The following is a 17,591-nucleotide window of genomic DNA, read 5'->3' on the forward strand; positions in this document are numbered from 1 at the left end:
ATTAGGGGCAATTTTCTGTTTATTATGGCATAATGGAAGGGTGGAATCCTAATAATAAAAAGGAGATGACAAGGTGGCACATTTGACAGACCAGGAAACTGCTGCGAAAGCAGACATCAAACCTATTGAGGAGATTGCACAAAAGGCGGGCATTCCTCATGATGCTTTGGAGATGTATGGAAAATACAAGGCAAAAGTCGACATACATAAGATTGAAGGCAACGAAAAGCAATCCAAAGTCGTACTCGTATCCGCAATGAACCCGACACCGGCAGGAGAAGGGAAGTCCACTTGTACCGTGGGACTCGCAGACGCGTTCAACCAGCTTGAGAAGAATGTTATGGTGGCTCTCCGCGAACCATCCCTGGGTCCGGTAATGGGCATCAAGGGTGGTGCGACAGGCGGTGGACGTGCACAGGTACTTCCGATGGAAGAGATCAATCTCCACTTCAACGGAGACCTTCACGCTATCACAACAGCCAACAATGCACTTTCAGCATTCATCGATAACCATATCCATCACGGCAATAAACTGAATATCGATCCAAGACGTGTAACCTGGAAGCGCGTGCTGGACATGAACGACCGCGCACTGCGTCAGGTGGTAGTGGGGCTTGGTGGACCGACACGCGGCGTTCCAAGAGAAGATGGATTTGACATTACAGTAGCAAGTGAAATCATGGCGGTGCTGTGTCTCGCAAGTGACATAATCGATCTCAAGAAAAAGCTTGCAGACATCGTCATCGGATACACTTATGACAGGGAGCCGGTTACAGTCGGACAGCTTGAAGTTGAAGGGGCACTTGCGCTTCTGCTGAAAGAGGCCATCAAGCCGAACCTCGTACAGACGATGGAAGGGACTCCGGCACTCATCCATGGTGGACCTTTCGCCAACATTGCACACGGATGCAACTCGCTCATCGCAACGAACACTGCAAGAAAGCTTGCGGACATCGTTGTTACAGAATGTGGATTCGGCTCCGACCTTGGTGGGGAGAAGTTCATGAACATCAAAGCAAGAAAAGGTGAATTTGCACCCGATGCGATTGTGCTTGTGGCGACAATCCGCGCGCTCAAGATGAATGGCGGCGTGGCCAAAAAGGACCTCGGTGAAGCGAATGTCGATGCATTGAAGGAAGGTATTAAAAACCTTGAAAAGCATATCGAAAATGCACGCAAATTCGGCATCGAGCCGGTTGTTGCACTCAATGATTTCGTAACGGATACGGATGAAGAGAGGGACTATGTCCTCAGCTGGTGCAAGGAGCAGAATGTAAGGGTCTCCCTGACCAAAGTATGGGAGCATGGCGGTTCAGGTGGCACGGATCTTGCCAAGCAGGTCCTTGAAGTGCTTGATGAACCACAAAATTTCAAACATCTTTATGAAAATTCACTGCCAATCGACCAGAAGATCGAAAAGATCGTTACTGAAGTCTATGGTGGAGAAGGCGTCATCTTTACAGACAAGGCTAAGAAACAACTTGCTGAAATCGATCGCCACGGTTGGGGAGAGTTCCCGGTATGTATGGCGAAGTCGCAGTACTCCCTGAGTGATGATCCGACACTGCTGGGCCGTCCGACAGGCTTCAAGGTCACTGTAAGGGAAGTCGTCGCCAAGGCGGGGGCAGGATTCGTCGTTGCATTGACAGGAGACATCATGACGATGCCAGGCCTTCCTAAAGTACCTTCAGCTGTACACATGGACGTGGATGCCGACGGCAACTCCAAAGGTCTCTTCTAAAATCAAAAGAATACAGAAATAGAAAAATCGCCCCTATCAATTGATAGGGGCGATTTTTTGTTACTCCTCTTCCTCGTCTTCGTCTTCATCATCGTCAGAACTTGAGGCGCTGCCTCCGACACGATAACGGTCATCATATGAATGTGTCACTGTACCACGGAGATCCGAAGTGCTGAGCCCGGAGTCGAAGTCCTCTCCCATCCTCTCCATGATTTCGGAGTCGCTCAGGCTGTCCTTGTCGGTAAGCCGTGTATCTTCGGCAATCAAGCCTTCACGCACTTTATCCAGATTCTTCTCACAGTCCTCCTCTGTTTCCATGGTGAGTGCACAGTATTCGACTTCCCTTACAGAAGAAGGTCGGCTGAACCGTTCATTGGCTCCCATCTGCTCAGGAGCAACTTCGCTGAGGGCCTGCGCAATGTTACGCCAGTTATAGATGTGCAGGTGCTGTTCGCTATCCTGGTTGGCCACCTGTGGAATGTTGCGGTCGTAACCCATCCACACCCCTAATGTAACTTTAGGATTATAGCCCATGAACCAGGAGTCGATGAACGCATTGGACGTACCGGTCTTCGCTGCCCAATCATATGTGTCGCTGACACTGTTGTAGTAGTCCTGGATATAGTAGGCGGAACCCGTCTGGAAGGTTTCCTTGAGTATGTCGGTCATGAGATAGGCTGTAGAATCCTTGAATATTTGGGTGGATTCACTTTCATGCTCATATATGACCTCACCGGTTGGGCTGGTGATCGATTCGATCATATAACTGTCGACCAGTTCACCATTATTTGCAAAAGTGGAGAATGCATTTGCATTGTCCTCGACCGACATGTCGTTGGAGCCGAGTGGGAGCGAAACTCCCAGGGTATCTTCATCAGCATAATGGGCGTCTGCCAGTGGCATTCCCATCTTCTCGAAATATTCCTGTGGATTATGCTGTCTCACATCCGCCCATAGTCTCAATGTACTCAGGTTGTATGAATTGCTGAGCGCATGCTTGGCGGACACAAGTCCGAATTCTTCGTCCACATCATAGTTCCGGGGGCTGTAGTCCTCACCGAAAGGATTGGGTATTGTGAAGATTTCATCCAGCAGCACTGTATCCGGAGCAATCAGCCCTTTATCGAGTGCCGGACCATAGGTGATCAGCGGCTTCATGGTGGAACCGGCCATCCGGGTTGTCTGGGTTGCATGGTTGATTGAAGAACGGTCATGATCCCGTCCGCCTATGAAGCCAAGAATCTTGCCGGTCTGGTTGTCCTTCAGCATGGCACCAAGTTCGTGTTCGAACACTTCATCGCTCGCTTCCTGCTCCTCCTCAGAGGCATCTTCTGCATCCTCAATGCTCCTGGATCCATAGTAGTAGCTGGAATTGTCCTTCACATCCTGCATGGTGTCATAGATCGTCTTATCGATGGTCGTTTCGATATGATAACCCTGGTTTCTCAGTGCAGTGTTCGCCATGCCTGTATACTCCTGGTTGATCAACGGAGTGGAGTCGACATCCTCACGCGTCAGGCCATCTTCTTCAGCAAGGTGATACTTAAGTATGTCTATACTGCGCCTTTCCACTTCGTCAGTCAGGAATGGATAGTTCTGGTTCGGTACAGTTACACTGTCGGTCAGATTGGCATACAGATCATACTCGACAGCTTCATCGTACTCCTCCTGGGTGATCTTGTCTTCAATAAGCATCCTTTCCAAAACGAAGCGCTGCCTGTTCAGTCCTACCTGTCGCAGATCCTCATCTTTGACTGCCCCGCCCTGCAGGAATGGGGTATACGCGTAAGGGTTCTGCGGAATACCGGCAATGAAGGCACTTTCTGCGAGGTTCAATTCATCTGCATTCTTTCCGAAAATTCCTTCTGCAGCCGCCTGTACCCCGGCGATATTCTGGCCGTTGGCATTACGGCCGAAGGATACGGCATTCAGATAGGCTTCCAGAATCTCTTCCTTGGACAGAAGTTTTTCAACGCGGAAAGCAAGCAGGAGCTCCGTTGCCTTGCGGTCGAATGTCGTTTCATTCGTCAGCAGCTGATTTTTGACCAGCTGCTGTGTCAGTGTACTGCCGCCTGTACCGGATTCCGCCCCCGCTACCTGCTGGAGTGCGGCTCTCATGAAGGCTTTCGGCACGACACCGTTATGTTCATAGAAATACTCATCCTCAGTGGCTATGAGGGCTTCGACGACGTGTGGGGAAATATTTTCATAATCTACACGCTCCCGTATTAGGTCTGCCCTCAAAGTGCCGAGTGCCTCACCGGAACCGAAAGCGACGGTGGTGCTTTCCGTCATTTCAGTCAGGGCGGTCTTCACTTCTTCCGCCGGCTGGATTTCCTCATCATTTACGAGTGCTGCAAAATAGCCCACGCCGATGCTGAATGCGAGTATGCCCACCAGGGTGGCTGCAAGCACTGTAAAGAGAATTATGTTCCAGATTGTGTCATAGGCAGTAAAAAATGATATCCTGAGTGGAGAACCGGCTTTTTTAAAGCGCGAGGTGACACTATTGTATTTCTCTTTGAAGGTGGATCCCTGAATGGAAGCCTTCCCTGTATCTCTGCGAGAAAATAGGTTTTTAATATAATTTACAAAGTCATTATTCTTCATTGCTACCTCCTATCATCGGTCATTATAACACAGAAAAAACAAAGAGAGTTAGTGATAAAAGGTGAATATGACGTCCTGTGCCAGCAGGGTGCAAGCCTGGTCCACAGGAGTTCTTGACGGTATAGAAAGAAAGGCTCTTGACTTTTTGCCGACAAGAATATATCATTCCTATAAATTGATATTATTCGAATGGCAGAGAAGTAGTTGGTTTGGCGGAATTCAGAGAGCTGATGGCAGGTGGGAATCAGTGCACGCGTCCAACGAATACACTGCATCAGATATTCGATCGTCGGGGTGGACGTTCCTGCCCATAAAGTGAAACTGTATGGTGGTACCGTGTACTCAAGCACCCTTACTCTTGTAGGGGTGCTTTTTAATTTGTAGAAATTACATATGACATTAGGAGGAAAAGACATGAATGAACTACTGGAAGATTTGAAATACAGGGGAATCATCTATCAGATGACGGATGAGGAAAAGATTACAGAACTGCTCGACCGCGGGCAACTCTCATTATACTGCGGGGCTGACCCGACGGCGGACAGCCTCCACATCGGCCACCTGGTGCCATTCCTGACACTCAGACGGTTCCAGGATCATGGACACCGTCCAATCGTCCTAATCGGCGGTGGCACAGGCATGATCGGGGACCCTTCCTTCAAAAGCGAGGAGCGGAAGCTTCAGACGGAGGATCAGATCGATGACAACGTCCGTGGCATAAAGAAGCAGATGGAGCGCATCTTCGACTTCTCTGATGAAAACAGTGCATTGCTGGTCAACAACAAGGACTGGCTTCAGGAAATCAGTCTGATCAGCTTCCTGAGGGACTACGGGAAGCATGTCAGCCTGAACTACATGCTCGCAAAGGATGCCATCCAATCCAGACTTGAGACGGGCATTTCATATACCGAGTTCACATATACGATCCTCCAGGCCATTGATTTCGGCCACCTGAACCGTCAATATGACTGCAAGATGCAGATCGGCGGTTCCGACCAATGGGGCAACATCACAAGCGGCCTCGACCTGATGAGACGTGTATATGGTGAAACGGAAGCAGAAGGCATGACGATTCCACTCGTGACGAAAGCGGATGGCAAGAAATTCGGCAAAACGGAGTCCGGCAACATATGGCTCGACCCGAATCGCACTTCCCCATATGAGTTCTATCAGTTCTGGATCAACCAGAGTGATGCGGATGTGATCAGGTTCATCAAACTCTTCACTTTCCTGGAGAGGGAGGAGATAGAGGCACTGGAGGAATCCGTCATGACGGAACCGCATCTGAGGAAGGCACAGAAGCGCCTGGCCGAGGATATCACGGCCTTCATCCACGGCGAGGATGCTTTGGCCGAGGCACAGCGTATTACTGAAGCGCTCTTCAGCGGGGATATCAAATCCCTGTCGGTCGACCAGATCAGGGATGCCTTCAAGGATGTGCCGTCGGCAAGCTATACGGATGACGACATGAATCTCGTCAAAGTGCTGGTGGAGACGGGCATCTCCTCCTCCCGCAGACAGGCGAGGGAGGACATCAAGAATGGTGCCATCTACATCAATGGGGAGCGCCAGCAGGATGTCGACTATGAAATCAAGGAAGATGACAGGCTTGATGGTGCCTTCACCGTCATCAGAAGAGGCAAGAAGAAATACCATATGGTCAAGTATTCATAACAGCCGGGACTGGTGCACTGCACCGGTCTCTTTTGTCATGTGCCGAGGTTTGAAATGATAGGATTAATGGTAAGATAAAGGTATAACAAAGTGCAGAACAGGAGAAGAAAAATGAAAAAACTACTTATTCCATTGGGCGTCATTGTCGGATTCTTCATCATTCTGGCAATCATATTCGCACCGAAATACAACCAGTTCGTCAACCTCGAGGAGGAAGTGAACCAGAAGGAATCCCAGATTGAAACACAGCTGCAGAGAAGGGGAGACCTCATTCCGAACCTTGTCAGCACAGTTCAGGGATATGCTTCCCATGAAGAGGAGATCTTCACGGACATTGCCGATGCGAGAAGCCGTCTATCCGGTGCAGAGAATGTGGAAGAAATGGCCGAGGCGAACAACGAAGTGACATCGGCACTGTCAAGGCTTCTGGCCATATCGGAAAACTATCCGGATCTCCAGGCGAGCGAGCAGTTTACAGGGCTGCGCGATGAGCTTGCAGGGGCCGAAAACCGCATTGCGGTCGCCCGCCAGGACTACAATACAGCCGTGCAGGAATACAATAGGAACACCAGGACCTTCCCGGGCAATATGGTGGCCGGACTGTTCGGCTTCTCCGAGAAGCCATATTTCGAAGCGGATGAAACGAGCAGGGACGTCCCTGAAGTTGAATTCAACACCGATCAGGATGGAGAATGATGAAGCGCCTGGTCATGCTTATGCTGATCATGTTTGTATTCTCCAGTCTTCCTGCTGAGGCACGGGTGGCGCTTCCGTCTCTCGACACTTCCCACTATTTCGTCCAGGATAATGCTGAAGTGCTGAGCGAAGCGACGATTGAGGAACTCAATCAGATGGGGACGCATCTGGAAGAGGGCACAGGCGTTGAAATGCTGCTGCTCACCATGCCTTCAACCGGGCAGGAGCATAGACAGGATTATGCACTCAAGGCGCTGCGTGAATACGGCGTCGGCAAACAGGAGGAGGACAATGGCATTGTGATCCTCCTCAACCTGGATAACGGCAATGAATACAACAACCGGGGCGTCGAGGTCCAGGTCGGCTATGGCATTGAAGGATATCTGAACGATGCGAAGATCGGCAGGATCATCGATGACGTGGCCATGGAGCATTTCGTGGCGGCGTCTGAAGCGGAAGAAGGTTCTGAAGCAGCCGCTGCGAATTATGAGCAGGGGCTCTCGAACCTCTATCAGGCACTTTATCAGGAATCGCTTGAGGCGTACGGATACGAAGAAGGGGAGTTTACCCGCGATACGCCTGAGGCAGATACCGCTATGGGGGCAACAGGCGGCCAGACTCTCGGTGCTGGCGAGTCCATCTTCAGGCTCATCTTCGCGATGGTCGTCATCTACCTGCTGTTCAAGCTCATGGGAGGCGGAGGCAATCCCCCAAGAGGCGGCGGCCGTCGTGGACGCAGACGGGGACCCGTAGTATTCTTCCCACCATCCGGCGGCGGTGGACGCGGCGGAGGATTTGGTGGCGGTGGCTTCGGTGGTTTCGGTGGCGGCTCCGGCGGCGGCGGCGGTGCCGGACGCGGCTTCTAGAGTTTCATATAAACAGTAAAAGCTTCCGGATTCAAATTGATTTGAATCCGGAAGCTTTTTTGCATCCTTAGAAGAATATATGGGCAATCACTACGATGACCGGCAGTGTAATCGCGGTACGGAGCAGGAAGATGATGAACAGCTTTCCGATTCCGACCGGTATTTTGGAGCCGAGTATGACCCCACCGACTTCGGAAAGGTAGATGAGCTGCGTGATGCTCAGTGTACCGATGATGAAGCGGGTCATATCTGAAGAGACACCCTCGATCAGTATGGCTGGAAGGAACATATCGGTGAAGCCGATGAATAGCGACTCTGATGCAGCCTGGGCTTCCGGTACATTCATCAGTTCCAGAATCGGAACGAAAGGCGCGCCAATCCATGTGAATACTGGGGTATACTCGGCGAATATCGTACCGAGAGTACCGATTGCCATGACAATGGGCAGTACCGCAAACCACATGTCTCCGACTGTTTTCACTCCATCCTTCAGGAAACCACCGAATCCTTCAGCTTCGTCCGCCCTGTCAAGCGCCTTCTTATAGCCCCACGAGAGGGGATTGTATCCGGAAGGAACCGTTTCGTCTATGGATCTTCCTTCTACATAGTAGTCATCCTTGATGCGGGAGAGTGGCGGAATCCTCGGCATGATCAGTGCAGCGATGACACCTGCAATGATGATGGTCATGTAGAACAGGAAGAAACGGTCCATCAGACCGATCAGATCGAGTATGACGATGGAGAAGGTGATCGATACGACAGAGAAAGTCGTCGCAATGACCGCAGCTTCCCTTTTGGAGTAGTAGCCCTTCTCATACTGATTGCTCGTCAGCAGGACGCCTACTGTGCCATCTCCAACCCATGAGGCCAGGTTATCGACTGTGGAACGGCCCGGCAGGGTGAATAGTGGGCGCATAACCTTGGCGAACATGGTGCCGACGAATTCGAGCAGACCATAATTGAGCAGGAGCGGCAGCAGGATTCCGGCAAACAGGAATATGGCAAACAGTGTCGGCAGCAGGTCATAGAGCATCAGCCCGCCGGTGACTTCAGAATTTATGAACTCTGGGCCGAAGACGAAATATGCCATCAGCGAGAATACTGCACCCAGTATACGCAGGATAACCCAGATAGCATTCATCCGGAACAGGTTCCTGAGGAATTCGTAACCCGGATTGACCATCCAACTGAACAGGATGGTCAGCAATGCAGAAAGATTTATCAGTATGACGACGATGAGAACAACATTGTCATAGCCAATCAGTTCATTGAGTGCATTTGCAAGATAGGCGACGGGTATCGTCGTCTCCCCATCGATATTCAGGGGGAAGAGGAACATGAATACCCCAATCAGAGAAGGAATAATGAATTTAAATAAAGTTGCACGTTTATGCATAATAAAGCCTCCTTATTAAATAATTATACATAGCAATTTGAACTTGTAAATCTCAAAGAAAAAGAAAACGTTTTCACATACTGAATTTATTTTATACAACTAGTAATAGTTATGCAATCTAATTCTTTTCTTATTGATTCAAGACATCCATGATTATTGTTATACTCGCAGAAAAGGAGGAGATGGAATGGAAATCATCGATACACATTGTGATGCACTGCTGAAACTTCAATCCGACTACAGAGAGGGCTACCGTACCAAGGAACGTAGCCTTGATTTCAAGGATGGGGAAAATCTCGATACGAGTGCGGAGAAGCTGAGGAAGGGTGGCGTCAAGGTCCAGTTCTTTGCCATCTTCATCCCACCGATGCTGCCGGATAATGAGAAATGGCAGCATGCACTCGAACAGGTGGATTGCTTCTATAATGAAGTGTTGGCCGAGGAGGGCTTTGTGCATATCAGGAACTTCGATGAGATCGACCGTTTGGAAGAAGGGGAGATCGGAGCGGTACTTGCGCTTGAAGGTGCGGATGCTGTAGGAAACGACCTGATGAAACTGAGGACCTTATTCAGACTGGGTGTGTTGTCTGTCGGCCTCACATGGAATGACGCCAACCTTGCTGCTGATGGGGTTGGAGAACAGAGGGGCGCCGGACTGTCCAAATTCGGTCTCGAGCTTGTAGAATGCTGCAACAACCATGATGTCCTGGTGGATGTGAGCCACCTTAATCCCGAAGGTGTGGATGATGTAATCAGAAATGCGGACCGGGTCATCGCGACACATTCCAATGCAAGGGAGGTATTCGACCATAGGAGAAATCTCTACGATGAGCAGATCAGGGCGCTGATCAACAAAGGCGGCATGGTGAACATCGTATTCAATCCGCCATTCATCAAGGAAGGGAATCCCGGCATAGAAGATCTTTTTCCTCATATAGACCGCATCATAGAGCTTGGTGGAGAAAGTGCCATCGGACTTGGATCGGATTTTGATGGCATCGGCTCATATGTAGGGGGACTTGAAGATGCAGGCGAATATCAGAGTCTTGTAGAGGCGCTTGTCCAGAGATACGGAGAGGCATTCACTGAAAGAATCACTCATCTGAACTTCAAGGAAAAATTCATGGAAAAAGACTAGTCCTATGACTAGTCTTTTTAAGATCCTTCACCTGAATTAAGCGATTCATACTTTTCCTGAATCTGGTTATAGCGCTCCTCCACCAGGTTCTCCTGGGATTCTATTTCAGCAAGGAGGTCATCGACCTCTTCTTTGAACTCAGTGCCCCCAAGCGGATTATAGCTGATGACGGTACGGTTGAACTCACCATTAAGCTCGACCAGTGTTTCAAGGGAATCGATATAGGTGAGCATCTCTTCCTTAAGCTGCTCGTGTTCTGTTCCGGTGACCGTATAATTATGGATGGTCCGCCTAAAATCTTCGATCCTCGGCAGCATCTCATCATATATTACCTTGAGTTGGGCTTCACGGTCACCGCCGTCCTCCACCTCACTGAGCATATCTGAAAACTCACTTTCAAGCTCATCGTGATTCCTTTCAAAAGCATCGTATAGTTCATCCAGCGCCTCCTGATCGGCCTGTGTACATCCTGTGAGAAGCAGAAATAGCAACAGTGGAAGCAATTTTTTCATAATACCACCTCACATATATTTTAACATGTATTGGTTTGATTGGATCGTGTTATGTTGTATAATAGCCAAGTTGACTTTCTGAATAGGTGATTATAATGAATAGAAAACTATTAATAACATTTACTGTGGGCGTCTTTCTTCTTGGCATGATGGAACTCATCATTTCGGGTATATTGGAGCTGATGAGTTCGGATCTCGGCATTTCGAATGCCCTGACAGGACAGCTGATTACAGTATATGCAGTGAGCTTTGCGGTTTTTGGTCCCATACTCGTCAAAGCAACTGAAAAATTAAGGCCCAAACCCGTCATCCTTGTTTCCCTGATTGTCTTCATTCTCGGGAATATAATCTTCGGATTGTCCAGTACATTCATAATGCTGGCATTGGGTCGGGTCATCACAGCACTTGCAGCAGCAGTGTTCATCGTCAAGATTATGGATATGACTGTGCTGCTTTCGGAACCGGCCATACGCGGACGTATGATTGCACTGGTTTATATGGGCTTCAGTGCAGCAAATGTCTTCGGCATTCCAATCGGAACAATCATCGGACAGCAGTTCGGCTGGCGGGTCATTTTCTGGCTTGTTATTGCCATTGCAGTTATAGTAGGATTAGGCATCATTGCCCTGGCCCCGAATAAAAGGGGCGAGGATCTGGGAGATCCTGTTCCGGACAAGATACTGGACAGAAGGAACATCGTACTCTACATAGGGGTGACGATGTCTGTACTGATCGGCAACTATATTGTCCTCGGCTACATTTCACCGCTGATGACCACCAATGGCTACAGCCTAGAAAACGTCTCCATTGCACTGCTGATTGCCGGTGTAGGCGGAATGTTCGGGACGATCCTCGGCGGCAATCTGGTCGATCGGATCGGTACACGCCGCACCCTGATGATCATGCTGTCGCTGTTCATCATATCGATGGCGATTATGCCGCTGATATATGGTATACCAGTTTTATTCTATATCAACCTCTTCCTATGGAGCCTCTTCCAGTGGAGCACAAGTCCGGCCGTCCAAAGCGGACTGGTCGAGAATGTGCAGGGTTCTGCCGCTGTCGTCTTCAGCTGGAACATGTCGGGACTCAACCTCGGCATCGGCATCGGCGCCGTCATCGGCGGCATCTACATCAGCCAGTTCGACATCGGATATGCACCATGGCTCAGTGTATTCATCATTGCATTGGGACTTGTATGTGCGGTATTCGTCAAAGAACCGGAGCAGACATAATAATAAGCCAGTAAAAAGGGTGTGAGGATAAATGTTCATCAGATTGATACTAATTATTGCGCTATCATTTTTCGTCATATATGGACTCAACTATCTGGATCTGGCAGACATCGGCTACAGCTTCCAATCTGTAGCAGTCACTGCCATCACCTTGATTGTCCTCGGACTGCTTTATCGCGTCTTTACGAAATTCCTGAAAGTTTTTCTATTCATATTCGTATTTCTGCCCCTTGTGGCGCTGCTCATATATTACCTCTATTCATACGTCACAGGCACGCCGGTGGAGACAATTGATATGGACTGGATAGGAAAAGGAACTCAATGGTTTTGAGTTCCTTTTTTTAGTGCCTGAAAGTCCACATTGTGACAGCCGCTGAGCAGATTCAGGATCTGAACAGTGTAACCAGTGCTGCAATAATGAATGCACCTCCGAGGAAGGCGAAGTAATTTTTGAAAGTGCCTTCCTTCAATTCATCTTTGAACACATTGAAGATGATGCCCCCGGCAAGAAGGGAGACGGCAATGCTTACTGCCACTTCATGCACCTTTAATGTGATGCCTATCAGCCATCCAATCAGTATGGCTGCACTCAGAACCCATCTGCCATACTTTTCATAGTCTTTCTCATGAATTTCCTTAAGTGTAAAATCCGTAGCAATGAAGTGGGCCGATAAAGCGATGAAATAGGTCACCATGCCCATATAACTTGAAAATTCTTCCCGTACCAGCAGGTAGCCAATTGTGACATTGTACAGAAAGAAAGCAGTCATATGGACGAGCAGTACCGGAAACGAACGGGAGGGGGGCTGTCATCTTCTACCTCATCCTTGCTCTTTGCCAGCATATCCATCCCGTAGTACAAGAGCAGCCCAAAAAGGGCGAGCAGATACGTATAGTTGTCCAGGTATATTGTCCAGCTTTCCACTGCCGTTTTGACCCTCTCGAGATACTTGTTCAATTCAGGCAAGAGAATGAGGAATACATAGGCAAGTGCAGCGCCCCCAAACGTCGAGAACCAGAGACTCCTCGGAGAAGAGGTCGAGAGTTTTACATATTTCGAAGTGAAATGTACAGCTATGAAGCCGACGACAAATAAAAGACTCAACCAGTGAGTGGTTGACATAATACTCCCCCTTACTATTTATGAATGGAATTTCCAAGCATGTACTGTTTGGTAGTTATAACCGGAATATCGAATTCTATTCAGTATATTTCATGGGTATCGGGGTTTTAAGAAGAATTAAAAAAGGAAACAGTACACTACTGATATAGCAGAAAAAGCTCAGGGAGTAGGTGGCAGTATGTTCTGGATGGATTGGCAATGGTGGAATACAGTGAGCAATATCGCTCTGATAATAAATATTATTTTGGCAGCCTTTATGGTCATTTTTGGAAAAAAGGATGCGACGTCCTTATGGGCATGGCTGATGGTTCTATTCTTCCTTCCGGTGCTCGGCTTCTTCCTTTATCTGCTCCTTGGCAGGTCGGCCGGAAAAAAGGAGTGGTCCAACAATACGCTCCCATCAATAGGCGGGATGCTGGAATGCCAAAAAGAATCATTTGCCGATAATCGTCTGTTCCTGCCCGACTCGCTTCCTGGACAGCTTCGATCTTTGGTCGGTATGCTGCTCAAAAATGATGACTCCGCACTTTCGCAGGAGAACAAGGTGAGTGTGTACACGGATGGCCAGGAGAAATTCGAAGCTCTTTTTGATGATATACAGGCAGCCAAACAGCATATTCATCTGCAGTACTACATAGTGCGGGAAGATAGGCTCGGCAGCCAATTGCGCGACTTGCTTATACAAAAAGCCAAGGAAGGTGTAAAAGTACTCTTCCTGTACGATGGCTTCGGTTCACGAAAAATCGGAAGAAAGTTCTTTTCTGAACTTCATAGACAGGGGGGAGAGGCAAAGTCTTCCTTTCCCATCGTGTCATCTCTGCTGAAATTAAGACTGAATTTCAGAAACCACCGCAAGCTGGCCGTCATCGATGGCCGGGTTGGCTATATGGGCGGTTTTAACGTTGGAGATGAATATCTTGGACAAAACGAGGCGCTCGGCTACTGGAGGGACACACACCTTCGCATGGAAGGAATCTCCGTTCATCTGCTCCAGGAACGTTTCATCTTGGACTGGACCAAGGCCAATCGGGATAATGGCATTAATTTTGATGACAGCTATTTCCCTGATCCCGCTTCAGATGGAGACGTGCCGCTGCAGATTGTTTCCAGTGGACCTGACGCACGTGGTGGGGAAATTTTGCATGGTTTCATCAAAATCATCCAGGAAGCTGAAGATTATATCTATATACAGAGTCCCTATTTCATCCCAACACCGGGTTTTCTTGCTTCCCTTCGTGTTGCAGCTTTGAGCGATGTGGACGTCCGGATTATGATACCCAACAAGCCGGACCATCCGTTTGTCTACCCGGTGACATTCTCCTTCGTGGCTGAGATGATGAGGGCAGGAGCAAAGATCTATATATACGAACATGGCTTTCTCCATGCCAAATCGATGGTGGTCGATGATAAAGTCTCTTCAGTCGGTACTTCGAATGTCGACATGAGGAGTGCCGAGCTGAATTTTGAATTGAATACTTTCATCTATCACAGAAGATTTGCACAAGAGATGAAGGAAATCTTCCACAAGGATATGGCTTCTTCAACACAGCTTACCGAAGAGACGTACAATGACCGCTCCTTCTATCAAAAAGCGAAGGAATCCGTCTTCCGGCTGCTTTCTCCATTGCTCTAAAGAATTATTGTCAGGTGTCCCAGACCATGATCCGGGACACTTTTATGTGCAGGGATTCTTGGTTATATTGGTTATCGGTTTTTCAAAAGGATTGATTCTTATTCCATCTTTTGGATGTGATACGATATAATTGAGAAAACTTTACTTTAGGAGGTCGGCCATGCAACAATCCCACGTTCCCGTACAGTCATCATCCAGAGTCCTTGAAATTGATGCGGTACGCGGATTTGCACTTTTTGGCATTCTGATGATGAATATCATGAGTTTTGCCGGTCCCCATATGGAGGATCAGTTGACGATGAACACGAGTGCCATCTATTCAGGCACCAATTCAATCGTCATCTTTTTAATCAATACGCTTGTAACTTCCAATTTCTACACGATGTTTTCTTTCCTTTTTGGACTTGGTTTCTATATCTTCCTCTCCAGAGCCGAAATGAAGCAGGGTTCCACCTACCTGCTTTTCATTCGAAGAATGCTCATACTGCTCGTCATCGGCATCATCCACGCGGTATTCCTCTGGTATGGTGATATCCTTACCGTCTATGCAATTACAGGACTGCTGCTGCTTTTCTTCTACCGGCTGCCTCCGAAGTTCAACCTTGCCATCTCGGGAGTGATTCTTCTGCTCGGCACCGTATTTGTACTGCTGCTTACACTCCTGATGTTTTCGATACGGGATGTGGACATGGGTGCGGTTTCCGCTTCCAGTTATGGCGTGGATATGATGGCGGCAGCTTCCGGCTCCTACGGAGACATCATTTCATTGAATATGTCGATATTAGGGCTGATGATGACGAATAACATAGTGATGGTGCCGCTTGTACTGGCAGTCTTCCTGATTGGCCTGTACGTTGGCCAGAAGGGCTATTTCGATAGGCTGGATTCGATTCGTGGACTGCTGTGGAAAGTGGTGATTTTCGGAATTGGAATCGGTCTGCCGATAAAGCTCGTCACCGGATACGGAATGACATACGGCATGGATGATCCCGCATGGTCGATCGCAACCATGCTTGCCTATACTCTGGGTGGGCCGTTGATGTCACTTGGCTATATAGCGGTGCTGCTGCTCATACTGATGCGGTTCAAAGGGCTCACCAGACTGCTTCAGCCGGTAGGGCAGATGGCACTGACGAACTACATTCTGCAGAGTATTGTTATGATCATCGTGTTCTTTGGATTCGATTTGTTCAATACGATCGGGGCAGTGTGGTTCCCTCTGATTGTACTCACAACATTCATGCTTCAGATTGTTCTCAGTCATATGTGGATGAAGGCCTTCAGCTATGGTCCACTGGAGTGGATCTGGCGCATATTGACATATGGCAGAATATTGCCGATTAAAAAATAAGACCTCACAGGTCTTATTTTTTTACCTCTTTGAACAGTCTGTCCAAGCTCGGCTCATCGGATTGATTGCTGATGACGGAAATGCTGCCGTCGGTCTCAAGGACGACTGCCATGACTTCGGACATGTCATCCTTGCCGCTTGAGCGGGCCGCCTGCCTGATTTCAATTTCCAGCACCCGTTCCTTCTTCATGTTATGTGCCAGGAATTCCCCATTATAGTAGAGCAGGGCGGGCTGTGATTTGATGAGATTGCTGAATGCCCGGCTTTTTACAGAAATTTTGGTGAAGATGTACTGCATGATGACGAGCACAAGAAAAGCAGTGATGCCCTGGGCGAGGGTGATGTCCTTGCTCGTGATGATGCTGGCAAGGATGGATCCGAGTGCGATCGTTACGATAAAATCAAAGGCGTTCATCTTGGTCAGGGTCCGCTTGCCGCTCACCCGGAGGAGGACCACAAGAGAAAGGTAGGCCATGACTCCGACCAGCACAGTCCGTATAATGACATCAAAGTTACTGAATATGACTTTATCGAATTCGAGGATAATATCCGCCTCCCTGGGTTTATGTTCTGGATTTCAACTGCCAGTCGGCACTGGTGAAGCTGAGATCCGTATCGATCTTTCCGAAAATCTGATCCTGTGTACTGTCATTGCCGTCAAGCCAGTCTGCGAAATCAAATTCATGCATCTGTCCCTCTCCACCGAGGCGTATGCCGGCTTTCAGGTTCTTCCTGTCATATATGGATGTATGGATGGTGCCAGCCCAGCTTCTGTAGTTGTCCACGAAAAGGCCATGGGCCGGATCAGTGAAGAGGGCGAGCAGTTCTTCCCTGGAAGCGGAGTGTATATCGTGAAGGATATCAAGACGCTCCTTTGAGTCGACAAGGTATCTCCTGTTTTCGTGTGCAAGCTTCTCGTAATGGTTCGTACATATGTGGGCTTCGCGGAATTCCATGCCACGGGCGGAAGTTTCTGCAATGAAGGAGTCATTATTCCTGTCCTGGATGATATAGCTGAAGCCGCCACGGTGGGGAAGCGCCTGAAGTAATGCCTTCGCCTCATCTGCAGTGCGGCACAGTTCAAGGATGAAGCGGCCGATGATGAAGCATGTAAAACCATCGAACGGCTGCTTCCTGTTCATGAAATTATAGGCCATGACAAGGCCATGTTCGTTCATGCCGTCCATTCTACCCGTTACCCTGGATGCAGGCCCAATATGCGCGTATCCGTGATCCGGCTGAAACAGTTTGTACATTCCATCGTAAGTATTTGGATGGTAATCATAATTTCTGATGAATAATTCATCATCCATATAGACACTGCATCCATTATCACGCGGAGAAACCCTGTAGTGGGCAAGATTGAGCAGCACCTCATGGTCGGTGATTTCAAGCGCCTCCTGAAGCCCCATGATTTCCTCCCAGATATGGGGGGCAAAGTGGATGTAGAGCTGCTTTGTTTCGTTGTAGTCGAGGTCGAATTTCGGTCGGCGCTTTATCCACTCGTAGTTTCTGTTCTGCATGTAGTGGGTCTCCTTCAGCCATCTGCCCTGCTGGATGCCATAGTCGAAATGGCGCCCTCTGAATGGCTGGACCAAAGCGTTTATCTTCTGCAT

16 protein-coding genes are annotated in these 17,591 nt (G+C 48.7%); 9 read left to right on the forward strand and 7 right to left on the reverse strand.

Annotated elements, in window-relative coordinates:
* Positions 1-73: 73 nt before the first annotated feature.
* Complete coding sequence (locus BO53_RS0100710) at positions 74-1,741, forward strand: formate--tetrahydrofolate ligase (protein WP_031544390.1); 1,668 nt, start codon at positions 74-76, stop codon at positions 1,739-1,741.
* 60 nt (positions 1,742-1,801) lie between these two features.
* On the opposite strand, the gene BO53_RS0100715 is transcribed toward BO53_RS0100710, so the two are convergent.
* Entirely contained in the window at positions 1,802-4,351 is a 2,550-nt protein-coding gene (locus BO53_RS0100715; protein WP_031544393.1) for a transglycosylase domain-containing protein, read from the reverse strand.
* Between the two features lie 414 nt (positions 4,352-4,765).
* On the opposite strand from BO53_RS0100715, the gene tyrS reads away from it, so the two are divergent.
* The 3 genes from tyrS (at position 4,766) to BO53_RS0100730 (ending at position 7,587) form a co-directional block, all read left to right on the forward strand.
* Positions 4,766-6,025, forward strand: a complete 1,260-nt coding sequence (tyrS, locus tag BO53_RS0100720; protein ID WP_031544395.1) for a tyrosine--tRNA ligase — start codon at positions 4,766-4,768, stop codon at positions 6,023-6,025.
* Between the two features lie 111 nt (positions 6,026-6,136).
* Entirely contained in the window at positions 6,137-6,721 is a 585-nt protein-coding gene (locus BO53_RS0100725; protein ID WP_031544397.1) for a LemA family protein, read from the forward strand.
* On the forward strand, positions 6,721-7,587 hold the full coding sequence (locus BO53_RS0100730; protein ID WP_051682954.1) for a TPM domain-containing protein: 867 nt from the start codon (positions 6,721-6,723) through the stop codon (positions 7,585-7,587). Before BO53_RS0100725 ends, BO53_RS0100730 begins: the two co-directional genes overlap by 1 nt.
* Positions 7,588-7,654: 67 nt before the next feature.
* On the opposite strand, the gene BO53_RS0100735 is transcribed toward BO53_RS0100730, so the two are convergent.
* Positions 7,655-8,983, reverse strand: a complete 1,329-nt coding sequence (locus BO53_RS0100735) for a YjiH family protein (RefSeq protein ID WP_031544401.1) — start codon at positions 8,981-8,983, stop codon at positions 7,655-7,657.
* A 187-nt stretch (positions 8,984-9,170) separates the two neighbouring features.
* Between BO53_RS0100735 and BO53_RS0100740 the strand changes: the two genes are divergently transcribed.
* Entirely contained in the window at positions 9,171-10,121 is a 951-nt protein-coding gene (locus BO53_RS0100740; RefSeq protein WP_031544403.1) for a dipeptidase, read from the forward strand.
* Between the two features lie 17 nt (positions 10,122-10,138).
* Here BO53_RS0100740 and BO53_RS0100745 read toward each other — a convergent pair whose 3' ends face one another.
* Positions 10,139-10,633, reverse strand: coding sequence for a hypothetical protein (locus tag BO53_RS0100745; RefSeq protein WP_031544405.1), 495 nt, complete (start codon positions 10,631-10,633; stop codon positions 10,139-10,141).
* A 95-nt stretch (positions 10,634-10,728) separates the two neighbouring features.
* On the opposite strand from BO53_RS0100745, the gene BO53_RS0100750 reads away from it, so the two are divergent.
* Positions 10,729-11,868 carry an MFS transporter gene (locus BO53_RS0100750; protein WP_031544407.1) on the forward strand — a complete coding sequence of 380 codons (1,140 nt, stop codon included), beginning with the start codon at positions 10,729-10,731 and terminating at the stop codon, positions 11,866-11,868.
* 31 nt (positions 11,869-11,899) lie between these two features.
* Positions 11,900-12,199 carry a hypothetical protein gene (locus tag BO53_RS0100755; protein WP_031544409.1) on the forward strand — a complete coding sequence of 100 codons (300 nt, stop codon included), beginning with the start codon at positions 11,900-11,902 and terminating at the stop codon, positions 12,197-12,199.
* A gap of 52 nt (positions 12,200-12,251) precedes the next feature.
* Here BO53_RS0100755 and BO53_RS0100760 read toward each other — a convergent pair whose 3' ends face one another.
* The gene (locus BO53_RS0100760; protein ID WP_031544411.1) at positions 12,252-12,638 is read right to left on the reverse strand and encodes a hypothetical protein; all 387 of its coding nucleotides are present in this window, start codon (positions 12,636-12,638) and stop codon (positions 12,252-12,254) included.
* The gene (locus BO53_RS0100765) at positions 12,635-12,991 is read right to left on the reverse strand and encodes a hypothetical protein (RefSeq protein ID WP_031544413.1); all 357 of its coding nucleotides are present in this window, start codon (positions 12,989-12,991) and stop codon (positions 12,635-12,637) included. Before BO53_RS0100765 ends, BO53_RS0100760 begins: the two co-directional genes overlap by 4 nt.
* A gap of 187 nt (positions 12,992-13,178) precedes the next feature.
* Here BO53_RS0100765 and cls point away from each other — a divergent pair, with 187 nt between their 5' ends.
* Both cls and BO53_RS0100775 read left to right on the forward strand, forming a co-directional pair.
* Entirely contained in the window at positions 13,179-14,624 is a 1,446-nt protein-coding gene (gene cls / locus BO53_RS0100770; protein ID WP_031544415.1) for a cardiolipin synthase, read from the forward strand.
* 160 nt (positions 14,625-14,784) lie between these two features.
* The gene (locus BO53_RS0100775) at positions 14,785-15,975 is read left to right on the forward strand and encodes a DUF418 domain-containing protein (RefSeq protein WP_031544417.1); all 1,191 of its coding nucleotides are present in this window, start codon (positions 14,785-14,787) and stop codon (positions 15,973-15,975) included.
* Between the two features lie 13 nt (positions 15,976-15,988).
* On the opposite strand, the gene BO53_RS0100780 is transcribed toward BO53_RS0100775, so the two are convergent.
* Complete coding sequence (locus BO53_RS0100780; RefSeq protein ID WP_051682955.1) at positions 15,989-16,450, reverse strand: DUF421 domain-containing protein; 462 nt, start codon at positions 16,448-16,450, stop codon at positions 15,989-15,991.
* Between the two features lie 88 nt (positions 16,451-16,538).
* On the reverse strand, positions 16,539-17,591 hold the full coding sequence (locus BO53_RS0100785) for a C45 family autoproteolytic acyltransferase/hydrolase (RefSeq protein ID WP_031544421.1): 1,053 nt from the start codon (positions 17,589-17,591) through the stop codon (positions 16,539-16,541).

Source organism: Salinicoccus luteus DSM 17002 (assembly GCF_000712035.1).
GTDB classification, from domain to species: Bacteria; Bacillota; Bacilli; order Staphylococcales; family Salinicoccaceae; genus Salinicoccus; species Salinicoccus luteus.